This window comes from Bartonella sp. MR90HLJMH (genome assembly GCF_042194115.1).
GTDB lineage: Bacteria > Pseudomonadota > Alphaproteobacteria > Rhizobiales > Rhizobiaceae > Bartonella > Bartonella grahamii.
In genome coordinates, this window is record NZ_JBHIMM010000012.1 from 1 (window position 1) to 20141 (window position 20141).

General features: G+C 37.4%; 16 protein-coding genes. 7 read left to right on the forward strand and 9 right to left on the reverse strand.

The window, feature by feature from the left end:
• Positions 1-4655: pertactin-like passenger domain-containing protein (locus tag ACFIJ9_RS07680; protein ID WP_375636530.1), on the reverse strand; the 4655-nt coding region annotated here is incomplete at its 3' end.
• Positions 4656-5218: 563 nt separating this feature from the next.
• Here ACFIJ9_RS07680 and ACFIJ9_RS07685 point away from each other — a divergent pair.
• The gene (locus ACFIJ9_RS07685; protein WP_375636532.1) at positions 5219-6508 is read left to right on the forward strand and encodes an MFS transporter; all 1290 of its coding nucleotides are present in this window, start codon (positions 5219-5221) and stop codon (positions 6506-6508) included.
• Here ACFIJ9_RS07685 and ACFIJ9_RS07690 read toward each other — a convergent pair.
• The 3 genes from ACFIJ9_RS07690 to ACFIJ9_RS07700 are packed head-to-tail and all read right to left on the reverse strand — an operon-like array spanning position 6505 to position 7380.
• Positions 6505-6768: a hypothetical protein gene (locus tag ACFIJ9_RS07690; RefSeq protein ID WP_375636533.1), complete on the reverse strand. Its 264-nt coding sequence runs from the start codon at positions 6766-6768 to the stop codon at positions 6505-6507. The two genes, ACFIJ9_RS07685 and ACFIJ9_RS07690, sit on opposite strands and share 4 nt — an antisense overlap.
• Positions 6758-6934: a hypothetical protein gene (locus ACFIJ9_RS07695; protein ID WP_012754972.1), complete on the reverse strand. Its 177-nt coding sequence runs from the start codon at positions 6932-6934 to the stop codon at positions 6758-6760. Before ACFIJ9_RS07695 ends, ACFIJ9_RS07690 begins: the two co-directional genes overlap by 11 nt.
• Positions 6934-7380, reverse strand: coding sequence for a DNA polymerase III subunit chi (locus ACFIJ9_RS07700; RefSeq protein ID WP_375636534.1), 447 nt, complete (start codon positions 7378-7380; stop codon positions 6934-6936). Before ACFIJ9_RS07700 ends, ACFIJ9_RS07695 begins: the two co-directional genes overlap by 1 nt.
• A 397-nt stretch (positions 7381-7777) precedes the next feature.
• Here ACFIJ9_RS07700 and lptF point away from each other — a divergent pair, with 397 nt between their 5' ends.
• From lptF to rsmA, 6 genes are all read left to right on the forward strand, one after another.
• On the forward strand, positions 7778-8968 hold the full coding sequence (gene lptF / locus ACFIJ9_RS07705) for an LPS export ABC transporter permease LptF (protein WP_375636536.1): 1191 nt from the start codon (positions 7778-7780) through the stop codon (positions 8966-8968).
• Positions 8965-10056 (forward strand): LPS export ABC transporter permease LptG, encoded by a 1092-nt coding sequence (gene lptG, locus ACFIJ9_RS07710; protein WP_375636537.1) that lies wholly within the window; start codon positions 8965-8967, stop codon positions 10054-10056. The genes lptF and lptG overlap by 4 nt, the downstream gene beginning before the upstream one ends.
• On the forward strand, positions 10057-12417 hold the full coding sequence (locus ACFIJ9_RS07715) for an LPS-assembly protein LptD (RefSeq protein WP_375636539.1): 2361 nt from the start codon (positions 10057-10059) through the stop codon (positions 12415-12417).
• Between the two features lie 109 nt (positions 12418-12526).
• Positions 12527-13483 carry a peptidylprolyl isomerase gene (locus tag ACFIJ9_RS07720; RefSeq protein WP_026500356.1) on the forward strand — a complete coding sequence of 319 codons (957 nt, stop codon included), beginning with the start codon at positions 12527-12529 and terminating at the stop codon, positions 13481-13483.
• A complete protein-coding gene (gene pdxA / locus ACFIJ9_RS07725; RefSeq protein ID WP_375636541.1) occupies positions 13483-14496 on the forward strand; it encodes a 4-hydroxythreonine-4-phosphate dehydrogenase PdxA in 1014 nt (337 codons plus the stop codon). Before ACFIJ9_RS07720 ends, pdxA begins: the two co-directional genes overlap by 1 nt.
• Entirely contained in the window at positions 14487-15317 is an 831-nt protein-coding gene (gene rsmA / locus ACFIJ9_RS07730; protein ID WP_273788483.1) for a 16S rRNA (adenine(1518)-N(6)/adenine(1519)-N(6))-dimethyltransferase RsmA, read from the forward strand. Before pdxA ends, rsmA begins: the two co-directional genes overlap by 10 nt.
• 30 nt (positions 15318-15347) lie before the next feature.
• Here rsmA and gmk read toward each other — a convergent pair whose 3' ends face one another.
• The 5 genes from gmk to fabG all read right to left on the reverse strand — a co-directional run bounded on the left by gmk (position 15348) and on the right by fabG (position 20130).
• Positions 15348-16025 carry a guanylate kinase gene (gene gmk / locus ACFIJ9_RS07735; protein WP_375636543.1) on the reverse strand — a complete coding sequence of 226 codons (678 nt, stop codon included), beginning with the start codon at positions 16023-16025 and terminating at the stop codon, positions 15348-15350.
• A 299-nt stretch (positions 16026-16324) separates the two neighbouring features.
• Positions 16325-17434, reverse strand: a complete 1110-nt coding sequence (mltG, locus tag ACFIJ9_RS07740; protein WP_375636545.1) for an endolytic transglycosylase MltG — start codon at positions 17432-17434, stop codon at positions 16325-16327.
• A 96-nt stretch (positions 17435-17530) separates the two neighbouring features.
• A complete protein-coding gene (fabF, locus tag ACFIJ9_RS07745) occupies positions 17531-18793 on the reverse strand; it encodes a beta-ketoacyl-ACP synthase II (protein ID WP_375636547.1) in 1263 nt (420 codons plus the stop codon).
• 101 nt (positions 18794-18894) lie between these two features.
• Positions 18895-19131, reverse strand: coding sequence for an acyl carrier protein (locus tag ACFIJ9_RS07750; protein WP_004860281.1), 237 nt, complete (start codon positions 19129-19131; stop codon positions 18895-18897).
• A gap of 261 nt (positions 19132-19392) precedes the next feature.
• A complete protein-coding gene (fabG, locus tag ACFIJ9_RS07755) occupies positions 19393-20130 on the reverse strand; it encodes a 3-oxoacyl-[acyl-carrier-protein] reductase (protein WP_375636549.1) in 738 nt (245 codons plus the stop codon).
• Between the last annotated feature and the right edge of the window lie 11 nt (positions 20131-20141).

The window sequence follows — 20141 nt, forward strand, 5'->3', positions numbered from 1 at the left end:
GTTAAAAAATGAGAAACTGAAAGCGTTTCTCTCAATTGTGGAGAAGGCTGTTCTTTATGAACTGGACGCAAAATCATTTGATCGGCTAAAGATTGTGAAGATTCTGAAACAATAGCCTGTTGCTTTCCGTCAGAAAAATGAAGAGAACTTGCTGGATATGCCCCTTCAATAATTTGACTTCCAAGAGTTGAAACAGTTAGAGATACAGAAGCTGGAGATTTTTGCCTTAAGTTTTGGCGGTTTTCTCTTCGATGTAGCAACTTAATAGCATGCTCTTTTGTAACTGTAATAGTTGAAAGAGAAGAAGCTGATTGATTTTGATTTAAATGCCACGTAGATCTACTCCTACTACGTGGCAAACTGTTGAGAAATGAAACATTATCAATAAATACCGCAGATAAATACCAAACTTTTTCACCCCCATCCTCATCAATTCTCTGTTTTAAACCATACATATAGGTTCCGCCATCAATAGTTTTAACATTTGCACCAGAAAAGCTTCTCAGAGTAAAATGTGCTCCTCCACTTTGATCAACAATTAAATCAAGTTCTGTTGAAGAAGGATCAACAATTTCAATACCGGAATCTACAATACTTATTGTGTGAGAACCACGGCCATTCTTGATAAAGAGATAATCACCCTCTCCTTCTGCAAGGCTGACATTAAAATCGAAATGTAGACTCCCAAAAAGATTATCAATATAAAGCTTAGAGTAATGTAAATTGGATTCTGTAGAAGTAAAAATAATATTTCCCACACCGCTTAGCTTCTTAATATAGGTTTCTGTGTTTCCATATCCAGTAGAAATAGAGTATAATTTAGCGTTTTCTCCCTCTAAATTAATATCGTCTACTGTTGTCTGATAATTTTTATATTCAGTATAAAAGCTATTATTTCCAGCATAAAGATGGACTTGTCCAAAATCATGAATCTTTATTTTTCCTTCCAACATCGCACCAGCAAAAAACCATGAATTGGCTCCTTCTTTAATTGTTAGATTTTTTACAATGCTACCAGCATGAACTTCTTGAGCAGCATGGCGGTGTAAAGTCACAATATCCGCCTCTCCCCCTGCTAATACCCGCTGTACCCCACCCGCGAAAACCTCAGTATTCACGGCTAAGCCACCACTTTTTTGTACAAAATCATCATCATCTGCGAACCATTTAGCAAGAGTTTGTATTCCTCCACTCATCACTTTTGTTCCCACAGCCATCCCATCATCATATACATTCTGCTGTCCCAGCGTGTCACCTTGACCATAAAGTGTCGTGTTATAAGTGCTGCTCCCCACAATTTCACCATTTACATAACCCTCTCCGAAAACAAGCTGCTCCCCACCATAAATTTCAGCTCTCAATGCGGATCCTCCTCCCTCCACTCTTTGTTTTCCACCCTCGTAAATAATCGTAAATTCTGAGATCCCCTGTTCCCCTACAATCTCTGAACCACCATTTTCAATTGTTGTATTCTTACTAAAACCACCAGTCTCAACATAGAGTGTTGCAGTTTCTGGAACTGTATTATTAATGGATAATTTAAAATCATCCGTTTCTCCATCACCAGCAATATAAACTATGCTATTGTCACCAAGTATGGAGTTTTGTAAAATTTTTTCACCTAGACCAGTAATGAAATCCTCTGCATAAAAATTGAAATCACCTGTATAAGAATCGGCTATAGAATCTTCCGAAGGAGAAACAGTATTTTCTTGCTCAAAAGAGTTATCTATAGGCAACTCCGTATGAGATGGAGAAAAGATAGGAGTAGAAATTTTTTCCGATGTAGATGATGTCGATAAAGACCAAATCTTTCCACCGTTATGATCTTTTTTCTTTAGAGCGTACATGTAGACTCCATTATCAACAGTAGCTATCTCTTCACCCCCAAAATCTATCAGAGTAAAATGCGCATTTCCGCTTTGATCATGAATTAAATCAAGCTCCAAAACTAAGTTCTGATTTTGTAGAAGAGAATTGGTCATTTCAGCACCAGAATCGATAACGCTGATGGTGTGATGACCTGCTCCTTTTTTTATAAGAAGATAATCACCGCGCTGTTCTGCAAAATTAGTATTAAACCTAAAATGTAAATTACCTGAAAGATTACCGACCTCAAGTTTAGAGTAATGTGGATTAAACACGGTAGAAGTAAAAACAACGCGTCCATCCCCGCTTAGATCCTCAATCAGAGAGCTTTCACCATCCATCTTGGAAGCAATAGAGTATAATGTGGTATCTTTACCATTTAAAACAATTTTTTCTACTTCAGTATGAGATCGCTCAGCACCAGCATAAAGATAAATCCGTCCAGAATCATGAATCATGGTGTTTCCTTCTAATGTTGCACCAGAATGCAACCACGATTGTGCTTGATCCTTAATCGTTAAATCTTTTACATAGCCTCCTAAATCTATTGCTTGAAAAGCATTCCCTTGTAAGAGAACACCAATCGCGATTCCTCCTGCTAAAACGTGTTGTTCTCCACCAGAAAAGATCTTCGTATCAAATGCAAAACTGCTATAATGGTCTAGATCTTTTTCCACAAAAAGATTTTGTACCCCTCCTTCCATGATCTTTGTGCTAAAAACCTCTCCATCATCATACACATTCTGGTATCCTAGCACTCCATTTTTACCAGAAACGACAGTGTTATAGGCGCTACTCCTTACCATCTCACCTTTGATATCAAACTTTCCTGAAACAAACTGCTCACCACCGTAAATTTGAGCCCCTTCAGCTTTCCCCCCATCTTCAACCTTTTGTTTTCCCCCTCTCTTAACTGTACTATCCTGTGAAAGACCCTGTGTTCTAATAAGTTCAGTACCGCCTCTTTGAATTGTCGTATACAGGCTAAAACCACCGTTATAAACCGAAAGCTTTCCAGCATCTTTAACTATATTACTAATTGAAGTCTCTCCATTGCTATCAACTTTCTCACTGTTACTATCAAAGCTAGGATCAGCAATCGTAACAATCATTCCCTTTTCAATTGTGCGTTCTGTGAGATCATTCGATAATGAAGCCATCGCAGATGGTTGCAAGTTAAAATCAGAAAATAAAGAGGTATTTTCCTCATCAAGAGCATAATTCGCATCTAAATACCAAATTTTACCATTGCTCTTATTTTTTCTATGTTTCAAACTGTGCATGTAGGTTCCGGCATCAATAGCTCTGATTTTTTCACCAAAAGTATTTGTCAGAGTAAAATGAGCGTTTCCACTATGATCAGAAATTAATTTAAGCTTTTTGTGGGAAGGGGTTGTAACCTCACCTCCAGAATCAGTAACACTTATTGTATGATAACCTGAACCACTTTTTTTAATAACAAGATAATCACTAAGATGCTTGGCAAAGTTGACATTAAACTCAAAATGTAAAGAACCTGATAGATCATCAATATTAAGCTTAGAGTAATGCTTATCAGCCCCAAAAGATGTAAAAATAACTCTGCCACTTCCAGTTAAATTCTGGATATTAACCTGAGAGAGAGTAGCGTTATTTTTAGTTGCAATAGAGTATAACTTGGCATCTTCTCCATTTAAAATAAGATTTTCTACTTCCGTAACAGCTTCACCATTCCCAGCATAAAGATAGAGGTTGCCAAAATCATTAACATTTGTATCCTTATCTAATATTGCACCAGCAAAAACCCATGATTGTGCTTGGTGATTAATTGTTAGATTATCCGCGTATCCAGAATCATATATCTTCTGAGTAGCTCTATCATATAAAGTAACTTCGCTCGCATTCCCTCCTGCTAAGATATTCTGCGCACCATTTTTAAAAAGTTCGGTACTAAGTGCAAAAGCCCCCTCATTGATTGTAAAATCCTCATTTTCTGTATCAGCTGTATCAGTATCTTCTGAGAATCCATTATTAAAATTCTCTTTACCATCAAGATTCTGGACACCTCCTTTCATAACCTTTGTGTCAACAACCATCCCCCCACTATAGACACTTTGTAGTCCTAGGATTCCATCTTCAGCATAAATTTCGGTGTTATAAGCACTACTTTCCTTATCTTTACGCAACAAACCAGTTCCAAGAACCCCCTTACCAAAAATAATCTGCTCACCACCATAGATTTTAGCCCCCTCAGCATTTGCACCACTCTCAACAATTTGTTTACCACCTTTTTTAACAGTGGCATATTCTGAACTGCTCAGATTTTGGACGAATTCAATACCACCACTCTCAATTGTCGTATCCCTGCTAACACTTGCTGCATCAATGTAGAGTTTTCCACCTTCTTGAACCGTATTATTGATGGAATAGCCTGCATCTTCATATTTAAAGCTATTTATTTCAGAATCTTCAGAATCTTGATTAGTAATATAGATAGTAGCACCATCACTTATTATTGAATTTGTGAGTACTTCAAAGAATAGGTTTTCTAATCTCTCCCTTTCCTCTTCTGAAGACTTGCTTCCTTCTACTATCTGTTTATTCTCTATCCTTTTTGATCCCCCTTTTTTTTCTTTTAATCCCCTCACTTCCAATAACAATTTTTTTGTCTCTTCTAGATGTTCACTGATACTTACTGGTGTTAATAACTTTTCTTTTGGTGTCGCTACTCCATCTGCACTCGCAATCTTGACAAAAAAACCACTGGTCATTAATGCACAAAAACTTAATTTCAATTTACGTTGCATTATTCACACTCCATAATTTCAAATTTAAATTCCCCCATTTAGAAAAAAGTGCATAGACCAAAACAACTCAATGCAATTGCTCAACCTCATGTTTTTTAAGATAATAAAGCATTCGATGGACTACACTCTGACAGATCAAATATACACCCTGTGTTTTAAAATGCATGCACAACTAAAAGGTTTAATTTCTTTTTGATACGCTTAAAAAGTGTTATAATTACATCTATGGAAAAATATTTTTGAGATACCAAAGGCTGGTCTATAAATAAGATTGATCCCTCAATAGATAAAAATGGCATTAAACATTAAAGGAAACAGTAATGTTAATGAGAGCGGCCTTTATATCCACATATTTCTTCCTCTACAGCATTTAAAACAGTGTCTTTATTCTACTTAACTTGGGTAATCTAAAGAACACTTATTCATGCTCATCAAGCCATAATCATTGTTCTAATATATAAGAAACGTCATAATATCGACTCGACAGTGATTTGAAATTTTTATAATTATAGTCAGTTAACTCATCATTTGATTTGTCATATACTGAAAGGGACATTCTATTCATGTCTATAAACTTAGAAATGCAAGGTACAAGAAACAGAAATTCCCCTCGTCGCATTTTGTTTGCAAGCCTTATTGGCCCAACAATTGAATTCTTTGATTTCTATGTCTTTGCCACTGCCGCAGCTCTCATATTTCCTCATGTGTTTTTTCCAACACAAAATGATCAGATTGCCATTTTACAATCTTTCCTGATCTTTGGAGCGGCCTTTTTTGCCAGGCCCTTTGGATCAATTGTTTTTGGACATTTTGGAGATAAAATTGGAAGGAAAGCAACACTTATTGCTTCTCTTCTCACAATGGGTCTTTCAACAGTCATTATTGGTTTTCTTCCTACTTATGAAACCGCTGGATGGTTTGCCCCTTTCCTCTTGACCTTGTGCCGTATTGGACAGGGAATGGGATTAGGAGGAGAATGGGGAGGAGCTGTTTTGCTCGCAACAGAAAATGCCCCTCCAGAAAAGCGCGGCTGGTACGCGATGTTCCCCCAATTGGGTGTTCCAATCGGTTTATTTTTATCTATTGCCGTTTATTTAGGTCTGTTGCATTTCCTTGATCATGAAGAACTTTTAGCTTGGGGATGGCGCATTCCTTTTATTGCTTCAGTTGTTTTTATGATTATAGGATTATGGGTCCGTCTTTCAATCAATGAAACTGTTCAATTCAAAAAAACTCTTGAAAGTAAAGAACGTGTCAAAGTTCCTATCATCGATGTCTTTTTAAAATGTCCACGAATCCTATTTCTTGGAATATTTTCTGGTATGGCAACATTTGTTTTGTTTTACTTGGTCACCGCATATTTGTTAAGCTACTCAACAAACCATCTGCAATTGCCATTTTATCAAGCTCTTCAAGTCGAAATTGTTGGTGCTATTTTCTGTGGAATTTTTACTGTCATCACTGGAAAACTCGCTGATCGTATTAGACGTAGAACTTTGATGATTTGGGTTACAATTATCACCGGTATTTATTCTTTTGCAATTCCTTATTTCTTAAATTCTGGAGTTATAGGAGTCCTTGCAATGTCTGTTATCGGTTTGTCTATCATGGGGATGATATACAGTCCTCTTGGTGCTGTTTTGGCTTCACCATACCCAACAGCAATTCGATATACTGGTTCTTCTATTACTTTCAACTTATCGGGTATCGTAGGAGCCTCTCTTGCGCCTTATATTGCAGAATATCTGGTACAACATTTTGATACATCTTATATCGGCTATTATTTGCTTCTTGCTTCTTTTATTTCACTGATTTGCTTCGTCGGATTTACAGATGATGAAATATCCAACTAAAATATAATAAAGAAGAATAAAATAAGTACTGGCAGCAAAAATGCTGCCAGTTTCGTTTTTAAAGACATGGGTTGCGGTATTTTCCACCACAATATTCCTGCGAACAAGGCACTCAAAAAGAAAAATAAAAAATCTGCAATATTGCTTATATAAGCAACAGTAAACATTCCTGATAGGATATGTGTTGTTCCCAACCACGAAACGCAAAAAAAAGCCAATATCACAGCCCATAAAACAAGCAAAATTCGATCAATTATCATGATGCCGTTTCATTTTTTTAATTGTAGGCCATATCTTTAATATGCCTAAAAGAAAAATCACAATAAAAACCCAACGCCCTCCCCCTGATCCTTTCGCAATAAAAAGCGCTGGATTTACTATTCCTATCAATCCTATAAAAATCAGAACAACAGAGATGAGACGCATTAAACCTGTTTTTCCCAACAACGATCTTCAGTCTGTTGCCAATACGTTAAATTATGATTTTCCATTTTATATTTTTTCCACTGTGCACGAACAAGACTCAACTGCTCATCATCTCTACCATCAAATATCACAACAAGCCGTTGATAAGTATCAATATTCGAACATACGGCTCCCTCTATGAGAAAACGAATCTTTGAATCATTCGGATTTTCTTGTCCTGTCGTCAAAAATACAGGCTGAAAGTTTGAATATTGATCACACTCAGTTCCATGTCCAATAAATGATTCATCCGCATAAACCCATAAATGCATATCTATAGAATCGCGTTGTTCTTCACTTACACATTGTATTGTTACCTTACCAAAACGAGCCAATGCACGCTCTACAAGCGTTGGCAAAATATCTTTCAGCGTTGACTGCGTCAAATGATAGAATAGAATATCCAACCTCTTAAGCCCTTATCACCCTTTATAAAAAGCTAACATCTTTTTTAGAGAAACTTCCATACCCACAGTATAAAAGGAAACGGTTCAAGATATAAACCCTCTTTTTTGATTGAGATGCATTATCTTTTTGCACGTGTCTTTAAAAGACAAAAAATTTTAATTTCAACGTTAATAAAAAATTTTTTTAAGTTATTTTCTAGATTCTTTGTAGACTATAGTTGAAAATAAAATATAATGTACGGAAAATTTAAAGAGGACCTCATAGGCAATTTTATATTATTTATTTGGTTAAAATATCCAATTCATAGAAGGGTATTTTTTCGAGCTTTATTACATTTTAACCGAAAGCAGTAAAATATTTGCTATCGAATTAAAGACTGAGGATTTTCCCCAATTTATGCGTATTATTGAGTTCTACATCCTGAAACGTGTCCTTGTTTTGTTTAGTTCTGTTATGATTGCAGCAGTGGGCGTTAGTTGGACAGTACAAATTCTCGCACGGATAAACTTTCTCACAACAAGTAAACAAACACTCCTCACAGTCTTACAATTTTCACTCTCATTGGTCCCTTCTGTTGTTTTTCTTGTCATTCCATTTGCATTAGTAATCGCAATTACAACCATCCTTTCAGCAATGCATCAAGACTCAGAACTTGCTGTCATCAATGCCTCTGGTTTTCCTAAAAGTACTGTTTGGAAACCTATTCTTCTTCTTGCTATTGTTGCATCCTGTATCTCCTTTTCTATAGCTAATTTTGTTGTTCCTCAAGCGCGTCTTCATATGCGACAAATGCTAGCAAGCGCTCATTTTGATCTTATTAATCTATTCATTAGTGAAGGAAGCTTCCAAAAACTCGCTAATAACCTTTACATAGAAATTGGCGAACGAAATCCAAATGGAGCACTTAAACGCCTTTTCATTGCCGACCAGCGTGATCCTAAGACTGATCTTTTTTATTATGCAACAGACGCATCCATTGTGAGCAATAAAAACGGCAGTTTTCTGGTTCTCAATAACGGTGAAATAGAAAGAGTTAACCATCAAAATAACAGTGTTTCAATCGTTCAATTTAGCTCATATACTTTTAGCCTAGGGGAGTTTATCCCCAGTGATAAAGCACCTACTCTTTATCCAAAAGATCGGTCTCTTTCTTATTTACAAAATCCTGATCCAAAAGATCCCTACTATCAACGAAAACCACTCCAATATAAAGCTGAGTTTCACCGCAGATTAACCCAATGGCTCTACCCTATTGTTTTTTCACTTATTGCATTAGCAGCGGCAGGGGATGTATGCTCCCATCGACAAGCTCGTCATTCCGCAAATTTCTCGGCAATTACCCTTTCTTTTCTGGTGTATTGGATAGGATATTTTTTTGCAGAAAAAGCAAAGAACGATCTTGCATACGTTCCTCTCCTTTATATTATGCCCATAGGGACAAGTGCATTTGTTTTTTTTATGCTTTTAACGAATCATAAAATTGGGCTCCCCACAAAAGTTAATGAGATTATTCAAATCGCTTTTCAAAAAGTAATGAACAAATTTGAACATCGAAAATCTCAAGATTCCTCGGATGAAATATCATGATTGGGTGGACACTTGGACGATACTTTTTTATACGTTATCTTAAAATAACTTGTTATTTCTGGGGAAGCATTTTTGTCCTTGCTCTTTTAATCGATTTCACAGAGAACTCCGGTAGGCTGTCCTCCATTCCGCATCATACAGCAAAAGATGCATTTTTCCTCTCTGTTTTACGCATCCCTTTTATCATGCAACAACTTATCCCTTTCATTGCACTCTTTTCTGCAATGGCAACGCTTATCTCGCTCAACAAAAAACTTGAACTTGTGGTGACTCGTTCAATCGGTGTTTCTGCATGGCAATTTCTTATGCCAGCTTGTTTGGGAGCTTTTCTTTTGGGATTATTTTCAGTTCTTCTCATTAATCCACTTGCTGCATGGGGATTTTCTCAAGCAGAAAAAAAGATGACTGAATGGCGCAATAACAATATACTAACACCTCTTCATAATACAGGTATCCACTGGTTAACACAACGTACAAATTTAGGCAGAACAACCATTGGTGCTAAATTTATCACCGACCAAGGACTTTCTCTTATCGATGCAACCTTTGTACAATACAATGACAACGCAACCGTCAAAAATTGGATTAACACCCCAAAAGCAACCTTGAGTAATGGATCTTGGCTATTAACAAATGGAACAATCTATAAAATAGGGCATCCTCCTGAAAAAATTACCGTGTTGCAAATAAAAACCAATCTAAAACCTGAATTTTTAACGGAACGTTTAGCGAATCCCGCGACTATTCCATTTTACCAATTGCCAAAAAAAATTATGATTGCACGTTCATTTGGCTATTCTGCTAATAATTTTGATATGTATTTCCAATCTTTAATTGCATTACCGGCATTACTTGTGGCAATGACCCTCATTGCAGCAACTGTATCTTTAAATTTTACGCGTTTTGGGCAATCTAGAACGTTGATTCTTGGTGGAGTAATAGCTGGGTTTACGCTTTATGTTATTTCCGTACTCGTTCAAGCTTTTGGTAATGCTGGATATATTCCACCAATTATTGCAGCTTGGACACCCGTTGTTATTGCGTTATTCTTAGGAATCTCTTTTTTACTTCATAAAGAGGATGGCTAAGTGAAAGCATTAACACTTAAAAAAATTATTTTAACAAAATTAAGTGCTCTCGCTTTTACAAGTGTTATGGGGGTTATTTTAGGAGGCGCTTTGTCTTATTGTGCGCACGCTCAAAGCCTTATGTCTCCTTCCCAAAGTCGCATTCGAAATCCGGAACGTCCTCTTTTGCTCTCTGCGGATGAACTCATCTACAATCGTGATGAAAACACTGTTTCTGCACAAGGTAATGTCCAAATCGAATATGATGGCAATAAAGTTGTCGCTCAAAAAATTATTTACAATCAAAAAACAGGACGGCTTATAGCACAAGGGAACGTTGAAATTACTGAAAAGGATGGTAATAAAATCTATTCCAACCAAATTGATATGACCAAAGATCTTGGCGAGGGTTTTGTAAACGCCTTACGTATTGATACAGCCAACAATGTTCACTTTTCAGCCCAAAATGCTACACGCAAAAACAATCACATAACAGTCTTTGAAAATGCAACCTATACAGCCTGTGAACCTTGCTCTTATAAACCAGATAGAGACGTCCTATGGAAAATTAAAGCAAGAAAGATCATATGGAATAATAGCATCAAAAAAATTCGGTTTGAAAATAGCAGTTTTGAAGTTTTTGGTGTACCGATTATAAAATTTCCAAATTTTGAGATCTATGATCCAACTGTCAGGCGTGCTAGCGGTCTGCTTACTCCTCATTTTTTTTATACTGATTATCTCGGTATGGGGATAAAGAATTCTTATTTTTGGAATCTCGCCCCTCACTATGATTTTACCCTTTCTTCTACTGTTTATACCCAACAAGGGCTTTTAACCGAAGGGGAATGGCGTCAACGTTTTAAAATGGGCAGTTATAATATTCGCTTTGCTCATATATACCAAATGAAACGGCATAGATTTGATAATGATACGATTGATGCACAGCATAAAAACCGTTATATGCTGTCAACAAAAGGGGACTTTCGTATTAATTCACACTGGACTTATGGATGGGATATCCTTGCACAATCAGATCGGCATTTTAGTCGTGCCTATAAACTTGAAAACTATAGCAATCCTACACAACTTTCTCAGATCTATCTGAATGGCCTTGCAGGAAAAAATTATTTTGATATGCGTTTTTATCATTTTAAAGTTCAAGATTCAATATTGAATGATCCTCATTATGAACGTCACTCTCGGCAAGCTTGGGTCCTACCGCGCATCGATTATTTTTTCACACCAGATGAACCCATTTATAATGGAGAGCTTACCTTCCATAGTAATATGCAATCAATTTATCGTCGTCATACTGACTTCAGTTCTACCGACCAGAACGGAACCCCTCTCAACATAGTAAGACTTTCTGGTATGGCTGGAAATAGTTTGCGTTTAACAAACGAGCTTCAGTGGAAAAAGCGCTTCAACACGCACAACGGACTCATCTTAACCCCCCTTCTCTCTCTACGAGCTGATATCATTACAACCAATGCAAGCGAAAATTATACAGCTTCTACAGAAAAAAATTCCTCATCCGCAATTCATGGTTCAACAATTCGTGGCATGGCAACAGCAGGGTTGGAACTACGCTATCCCTTCCTTATTACAGCGGATCATTCTACACATATTATAGAACCAACCGCACAAATTTTTATACGCAATAATGAACAATATATTGGACAAATTCCTAATGAAGATGCTCAAAGCTTTGTCTTTGATGCAACCACTCTCTTTCAACGAGACAAATTTTCTGGTTATGATCGTGTAGAAGGTGGCACAAGAGCCAATATAGGTCTAAGATATTCTGGAAGCTTTAATGACAATTGGTCTCTTTATGGTCTTGTTGGACAATCCTTTCATCTAGCAGGAAAGAATTCTTTTGCAGAAAAGGACTTTGTCAATGTAGGTATTCATTCTAGCTTAGAGGCAAAACGTTCAGACTATGTTGCAATGTTTGGTGCAACCCATAAAAGTGGTTTTTCCTTAGAAACGCGTGGACGCTTTGACAAAAAGACAGGAAAAATCCGCCGTAGTGAAATCGAAGCATCACAAAAATGGCAAAATTTTTGGGCGGCTCTACAATATGCCTATATCGCAAAGCAACCAGATTATGAATATCCTCAAGAGCGCCAAGAAATTTCTTTTCAAACAGGACTTAAACTAGCAGATTATTGGTCTATTAATAGCAACACCGGTTATGATTTAGTATCTGGTACATTTGTAAAGCGAGGAATTAGCTTGAATTATACAGATGAATGTTTCGGGTTAACATTCGGTTATCAACAGGTAACGAATCCAGGCAGGAAAACACCCTTGCAAAACTTTAATTTCTCTCTTTCATTGCGTACGATTGCAGATATCGGAAAAAAGATAGATTAATTTATAAAGAGAATGTATCAGTCATTTAACTTATCATTGTTTTTATGAAAGAAAGAGTATATTTTAAGTTGTTGATGAGAATTAATAAACAATGCGAAAGCCTATTCACATGAATAAATTGAAAAAGCGTGTTCTTGCTTTATTTTATATTACGTCTTTGAGCGTAAGCAGCCTGCTAATAAATGGATTTTTGATTCCGACAGTCTTTGCGCAGACTTCTATTGTTGTTACAGTTAATGGCAACCCCATCACAAATTATGATATACAAAGGCGCCTTGCTTTTCTCAGATTACAACAAAAGCAAGGCAATTTGGTGGCACAGGCTAAAAAAGAGCTTATCGATGAAAAGCTAAAAAATATTGAAATAAAACGTCGTAATATTGAAGTAAGCAATGATGAAGTTGATAGAGCTTTTGAGAATTTTGCGACACAAAATAATATGACGATTGATCAGCTCAACCAGATTCTGATCCAAACTGAGATCACTGTGCAACACTTTAAAGATTACATCCGTGGACAAATAGGATGGGGGCGTCTTGTTAGCGCACGCTATCAAGCTGAAACAGGTATGATTAGCGAACAAGAAGCTGTACGCAGGATATTAAAAAATGGTGGTGTAAAACCTTCAACCAATGAATATACATTACAGCGAATTGTTTTTGTCATTCCTGCACATCGTCGTTCAGAAATTTTTGAAAGACGTCAAAGAGAAGCAAGCAATTTTCGTGCACATTTCCGTGGATGTGCCAATGCTCACAATCAAGCAAGAGGTATTTTAGACGTTACTATCCGCCACTTAGGAAAGTTTCTGGAGCCCCAACTTCCCAATGCATGGGAACAAGCTATTCTTGCAACGCCTGCTGGAAAAATGACAAAATTACAAGAAACATCTGATGGAATCGAAGCAATTGCTGTCTGCAAAATAAAAAGAGTTTCTGATGATTATGTCGCTCGACTAATATTTTCTCTTCAAGATAGTAAAAAAAGAAGCCCGCAAAAACTTGAAGAATTAAGCGACAAATATTTAGGAGAACTGCGGCGAGTGGCGCGCATTCAAAATTCATAATGGCTGCTCTTATTGTTAGCGGTGGTGATCCTGCCGGAATTGGTCCTGAAATAGTACTAAAAGCGTGGAGTTTGCGTGTTACGCGCCAAATTCCACCTTTTGTGCTTCTTGCTGATCCAGATGTTATTCGTTCGCGCGCTCGTTTTTTACAGATTGATGTTGAGGTGCAATCTGTTTTAATCAATAATTCCGCAAAAAATTTTCAAAACGCTCTTCCTATCATACCGTTAAAAAACAAACAAAGTGATCAATTAGGTATACCTTCATCGAATAATGCCTCTGGAATCATTGAAGCAATTCAACGCTGTGTTCAATTAATTCAAAATGGCCATGCATGTGCACTTATTACTTGTCCTATTGCAAAAAAGAATCTTTATGATGCCGGTTTTCAATTTCCAGGTCATACAGAATTTTTAGCCGATTTAGCCCATAAAGCTTTTCATAAATGTTACCATCCAGTTATGATGTTAGCAGGACCTCGATTAAAAACAGTACCAATAACTGTTCATATTCCATTTAAAAATGTTCCTTCACAGCTTACCCGTGATTTAATTGTTCAAACGGTACTTATTACTGAATGTGACTTAAAAACACGGTTTAAAATAACGTCACCCCGACTAGCTGTTGCTGGTCTTAATCCTCATGCTGGAGAAGGAGGTGCAATGGGAAAAGAAGATATTGAAGTTATCACTCCTGCTATTGAATATCTTAAAAAGAAAGGACTCAATATTGCAGGACCGCTGCCTGCCGACACAATGTTCCATGAATGCGCAAGAAAGGCATATGACGTTGCCATTTGTATGTATCATGATCAAGCCCTTATCCCTGTTAAAACATTAGACTTTGATAGCACTGTTAATGTCACGTTAGGTCTCCCTTTTATTCGCACGTCTCCAGATCACGGAACTGCTTTTGACATTGCTGATAAAGGGATAGCCTCTCCCGAAAGCTTTATTGCTGCTCTTAAACTTGCAAATCAACTTGCCGAAAATAGTTTAATACCATGCCTATAGATAATCTCCCTCCTCTACGTGAGGTCATTGATATATATGGATTACAAGCGCATAAATCTTTGGGGCAAAATTTTCTTTTTGATCTTAATTTAACATCTAAAATTGCTCATCACGCAGGTAATATAGAAGGAAAACCTGTTCTTGAAATTGGTCCTGGTCCTGGAGGTCTCACACGTGCCTTGCTAGCAAAGGGTGCCATTGTAACAGCAATAGAACGCGATGAACGCTGCATACCAGCTCTCTTAGAAATAGAAAAACACTATCCTAAAAAATTAAAAATTATTTGTAATGATGCACTGAAGCAAGACTTCTCAAAACTCTTTGAAACAAGCCCCGAAAAACCTCGCATTATTGCAAATCTTCCCTATAATATTGGGACACAACTCTTATTAAATTGGCTTTTGACTGAACCATGGCCTCCTTTTTATGAATCAATGACATTGATGTTTCAACGTGAAGTTGCCAAACGGATTACAGCTAAACCCCAATCTACTCATTATGGACGTCTTAGTGTCTTAACTGGCTGGCGTACCACTGCTAAAATTGCTTTTGATGTGCCCCCTCAAGCCTTCATACCAATACCTAAAGTAACTTCTTCCGTTGTTCATATTATTCCGCGAATACAACCTCTTGCCTGCTCTGCACAAAAACTAAGCCTCGTCACAAAAACCGCCTTTGGACAAAGACGAAAAATGCTTCGTCAAAATCTCAAAACACTTGGAGGTGAAGTGCTATTAGAAAAAGCTGGAATTGATGGAACACGCCGTGCTGAAACGCTCTCGGTTTCAGAATTTGTAACTTTAGCGCATCTAGTGCTCTAAAAAATTGCACTTTTTGTTATGCAACCTTTTTTAATCAAGACATTTATCGATCTTTTCAGCAATAAGCCCATCAACAAAAGAGTCAAGATAAGAACAGCGCTCGCGTTTTACGGTTTCAGCTAAATAAATTGATTTAATAAAAGATAAAGACTGATCTAAATCTTCGTTAATCACAACATAATCATAAGAACGCCAATGCTTTAACTCCGTTCGTGCATTTTCCAATCGTAAATTGATGATATCTTGGCTATCTTCTGCTCGACGATGTAAACGCGAAACAAGCTCTTTCATTGATGGTGGAAGGATAAAAACAGATACAGTGTCTCCTAGCATCTTTTTTTGCAGCTGCTCGGTACCTTGATAATCAATATCAAATAACATATCACGGCCAGTACTCAATGCGTTCTCAACAGTTTCACGTAAAGTGCCATAATAATTCCCGTGAACTTCTGCCCATTCAATAAATTCATCTCTATCACGCTTATATTCAAACTCTTCCTTTGAAATAAAGTGATAATGCAGTCCATCTACTTCACTAGGACGCCTTTTCCTTGTGGTCATACTTACGGAAAGCTCTAATTTTCCATCTTTTAGAAGTAATCGAGAAATTGTTGATTTACCAGCACCTGAAGGAGAAGAGAGAATAAATAAAAAACCGCGGCGTTGATTTATTTTTATAACACTCAATTTACTTTCGAAGACTGTCATTACATCACTCTACTTTGTTCATAAATGTTTCTCCAAAATTTGAATTATACATTATCTCAACCTTTCCCCTAATCAATGTGTTTTCTTAGCAGTTATCAATGTTATTCTGCTCTTTTTTGAGATAAGTTATTAGCAGTGTATTCACTGCTTTCTTAAATATTTTTATCCATACGCTAATCCCACTTGTGACTGACAAGAAAATGATTTTTTATCATTCTCATAAAAAGTTTAAAGAGAAAAATTTTACTATATTTTGCATTCTCATTTACGATGCAAAAAGATGTATTATCATTATAAATTCAATGTCTTGCCTTTAATTCTCGCCACTTGCGAACATTCACATTATGTTCCTCTAAAGTTCGAGAAAAAACATGCCCTCCTGAACCATCAGCAACAAAATAAAGTGCATCACTGCTTGGTGGATGTGCCACCGCTTTCAAAGAATCTCGACCTGGATTTGCAATAGCTGTTGGAGGCAAACCATTAATTTTATAAGTATTATATGGTGTTTGCTTCTCAAGATCTGAACGATAAATTGCACGACCGGATGGTTTTCCTTTTCCTCCAAAGAGACCATAAATAACTGTTGGATCCGATTGAAGACGCATATGCTTTGTAAGGCGGTTATAAAATACCGAGGCAACCATTGGTCTTTCTGCTGCAATTCCCGTTTCTTTCTCAACAATTGAGGCTAATATAACAAATTCATCAATTGATTTAATGGGTAAATCAGGTGAACGCGTAGCCCATATAGCATGAATTAATTTTGTCTGCCCTTCACGCAATCTGTTTACAATCTCTTTACGCGTTGTCCCCCGAATAAAACGAACAGTATCCGTCATTAAACAGCCCTCTGGAGGCAAAATTTTTGGAAGATCTCCAATCAAAATTTCATTCGCAGCTAATCGATCGAAAACTTGCTGAACCGTTAAACCTTCAGGTACTGTAAATGTATACTCAATAGATTTTCCTTTCACAAGAATATCCATAATATCCTGCATCGAAGAATGAGCCGGAATTAAATATTCACCAGCCTTCAGATGCGTTGTTTTTTGGTGATAACCAACCCCATAAACAAAAATATCCGATGATCGAATGAAACCGCGTTTTTCTAGCAATGCAGCAATTTCACGAATTCCTGTGCCAGGATGGATAAGAACAATTTGTTCCTCCTCAATTTTTCCCTTTTCTTCAAAAATACTTTTTCCGATATAAAGAGGAATACTTATGGCGAAAAGAATAACCACAATCAGCATAAGAAAAAAATGACCGAGAATAACCAACGGATTACGGACGATAGATGATTTCTTTCGTTTTTTATGTACTAACATGTCATAACTATCTGCTAAATGATTCGAAGAGGAATCACTTACGTCCTTTAATGATTTTCCATTTTTCACATCGGACATAACCCCTCAATAGCGATTAAGGACAATATTATAATTTCTCATTCACCTTATAACAAAGTAGAAAACTCAAAAGCAGAAATTAAATAAAAATACTTATTATCCCCTAAAACGTCGCATCACCAACGATGCATTTGTCCCACCAAATCCAAAAGAATTAGAAAGAATCGTATCAATCTTTCGTTCACGCGGTTTGTGTGGTACAAGATCGATTTTCGTTTCAATCGATGGATTGTCAAGATTAAGTGTCGCTGGGGCTATATTATCCCGTATAGCTAGAACAGAAAAAATAGCCTCAGCGGCACCGGCGGCACCAAGTAAATGCCCGATAGACGATTTCGTTGATGACATGGATACTTGTGGTGCATAATTCCCTAAAACACGCTCAACAGCTGCTAGCTCTATGGAATCAGCCATCGTTGATGTACCATGAGCATTAATATAATCAAGTTCACTCACATTCACTTGTGCACGCTTAAGAGCAGCCATCATACTACGCTGAGCTCCTTCACCGCTTTCTGAAGGCGCTGTAATGTGGTAAGCGTCACCAGATAAACCATAGCCAATAACCTCAGCATAAATACGCGCTCCTCGTTTTTTGGCGTGTTCCAGCTCTTCTAAAACAACAACTGCTGCTCCTTCCCCCATCACAAAACCATCACGATCAGCATCATAAGGACGTGACGCCCGTTCAGGATCATCATTGCGACAAGTAGAAAGAGCTCTACAAGCTGCAAAACCTGCAAGAGATATCCGATTTATCGGAGACTCGGTCCCCCCTGCCACCATGACATCTGCATCACCAAACATAATCAAACGTGCCGCATCACCAATCGCATGCGCCCCTGTCGAACAAGCTGTTACAACAGAATGATTAGGCCCCCGTAAACCATATTGAATAGATACATAACCAGAAGCAAGATTAATCAAACGACCTGGAATAAAAAAAGGAGAAACACGACGAGGTCCCTTATCACGAAGCGTATAACCAGCTTCAACAATGCCCTCAACTCCCCCAATTCCCGAACCAATTAACACACCTGTACAAATCTGATCTTCATCACTCTTAGGAAACCATTCGGCATCTGCAAGCGCTTGGTTAGCAGCAGCCATTGCATAAACAATAAATGCATCAACTTTACGTTGCTCTTTAGGTTCCATATACAAATCAGCATTATAGGTTCCCTCTGTTCCATCCCCTAAGGGGATACGCCCAGCAATCTGGCATGGCAAATCTGACACATCAAACTCAGTGATACGTCGGACACCACTTCTTCCTTCAAGAAGTCGTTTCCAACTATATTCAATATTACCAGCTAATGGAGATACCAATCCTAAACCAGTAACAACAACACGTCTCATAACTTCTAACCTTGAACTAAACTTCACATCTCAAAGCTCTCTTTTCAAAAGAGCTCCGAAGAATATAGGCAAAAGCAATTTATGCCTTTGCCCTTTAGTAATCATGCAGAAGCTTTATCAATGAACTTGACTGCATCACCAACTGTAAAAATCGTTTCAGCAGCTTCATCTGGAATTTCTACCCCAAACTCTTCTTCAAAAGCCATAACGAGTTCAACCGTATCAAGGCTATCAGCCCCTAGATCATCGATAAAGCTTGCATTTTCTACAACTTTATCAGCATTAACCCCAAGATGTTCCACAATAATTTTCTTAACGCGCTCTACTGTATCACTCATGTTGAAATCCTCGAATTTATATTTTCCTATAATTTGGTTAACTATATCGGCTCATCTAATCAAGCAATAGATGCATTACTTTAAAAGATTTTAGCAATGATTTAAAACATCCTGTGGATATCCCCTACAAAATGAACCAATTTGACCTTCCGACATCAATTGATCAACGGCCATGTTAAAGAAATAGATGCATCTTTCTATTCCAATCGTTACTATCTAAAATAATACAACTCATAAATCAATGTGGAATAAAATAAATACTCAAATCATTGCCATTCCACCATTGATATGGAGTGTTTGACCTGTCGTATAGGCTGCTTCATCGCTTGCTAAATAAACAGCAGCAGCGGCTATTTCTTGCCCACTTCCCATACGCTTCATTGGAATCGCAGCCATAATGGCTTCTTTTTGCTTTTCATTAAGCTTGTCTGTCATTGCAGATTTAATAAATCCTGGAGCAATACAATTGACAGTGATGTTTCGCGAAGCAATTTCTTGTGCCAATGCTTTAGAAAAACCTATCAAGCCTGCTTTTGCAGCACAATAATTCGTTTGTCCAGGATTTCCCACAACACCAACAACAGATGTAATGTTAATAATCCTTCCATAACGGCGGCGCATCATAGAATGTATTAATTCACGCGTCAAAAGAGAAGCAGCTGTTAGGTTAACTTCTAAAACATCATCCCAGTCTTTATCTTGCATACGCACAAAAAGACCATCCCTAGTAATTCCCGCATTGTTAACCAAAATATCGACGCCATCCATTTCTCTTTCTGCAACTTCAGCCAATTGTTTAATCGATTGGCGCTCAGAAAGATTAGCGGGAAATACAAAAACATTCTGCCCTAATTCTGTTGCTACTTCTCTAAGCTTTTCTTCACGTGTTCCATGAAGTCCAACAATGGCTCCTTGTGCATGAAAGCAGCGTGCAATTGCCTCACCAATTCCTCCCGAAGCCCCCGTTACAAGAGCTTTACGTCCTGTTAATCTAAACATTTTTTTAACTC

Excerpts from the sequence above, each read along its gene's own strand:
- fabF (WP_375636547.1), bottom strand. The coding sequence starts at position 18,793 with ATGAGACGTGTTGTTGTTACTGGTTTAGGATTGGTATCTCCATTAGCT.
- rsmA (WP_273788483.1), top strand. The coding sequence starts at position 14,487 with ATGCCTATAGATAATCTCCCTCCTCTACGTGAGGTCATTGATATATAT.
- fabG (WP_375636549.1), bottom strand. The coding sequence starts at position 20,130 with ATGTTTAGATTAACAGGACGTAAAGCTCTTGTAACGGGGGCTTCGGGA.
- lptG (WP_375636537.1), top strand. The coding sequence starts at position 8,965 with ATGATTGGGTGGACACTTGGACGATACTTTTTTATACGTTATCTTAAA.
- gmk (WP_375636543.1), bottom strand. The coding sequence starts at position 16,025 with ATGACAGTCTTCGAAAGTAAATTGAGTGTTATAAAAATAAATCAACGC.
- lptF (WP_375636536.1), top strand. The coding sequence starts at position 7,778 with ATGCGTATTATTGAGTTCTACATCCTGAAACGTGTCCTTGTTTTGTTT.
- ACFIJ9_RS07685 (WP_375636532.1), top strand. The coding sequence starts at position 5,219 with ATGTCTATAAACTTAGAAATGCAAGGTACAAGAAACAGAAATTCCCCT.
- pdxA (WP_375636541.1), top strand. The coding sequence starts at position 13,483 with ATGGCTGCTCTTATTGTTAGCGGTGGTGATCCTGCCGGAATTGGTCCT.
- ACFIJ9_RS07690 (WP_375636533.1), bottom strand. The coding sequence starts at position 6,768 with ATGATAATTGATCGAATTTTGCTTGTTTTATGGGCTGTGATATTGGCT.
- ACFIJ9_RS07695 (WP_012754972.1), bottom strand. The coding sequence starts at position 6,934 with ATGCGTCTCATCTCTGTTGTTCTGATTTTTATAGGATTGATAGGAATA.
- mltG (WP_375636545.1), bottom strand. The coding sequence starts at position 17,434 with ATGTCCGATGTGAAAAATGGAAAATCATTAAAGGACGTAAGTGATTCC.
- ACFIJ9_RS07720 (WP_026500356.1), top strand. The coding sequence starts at position 12,527 with ATGAATAAATTGAAAAAGCGTGTTCTTGCTTTATTTTATATTACGTCT.
- ACFIJ9_RS07750 (WP_004860281.1), bottom strand. The coding sequence starts at position 19,131 with ATGAGTGATACAGTAGAGCGCGTTAAGAAAATTATTGTGGAACATCTT.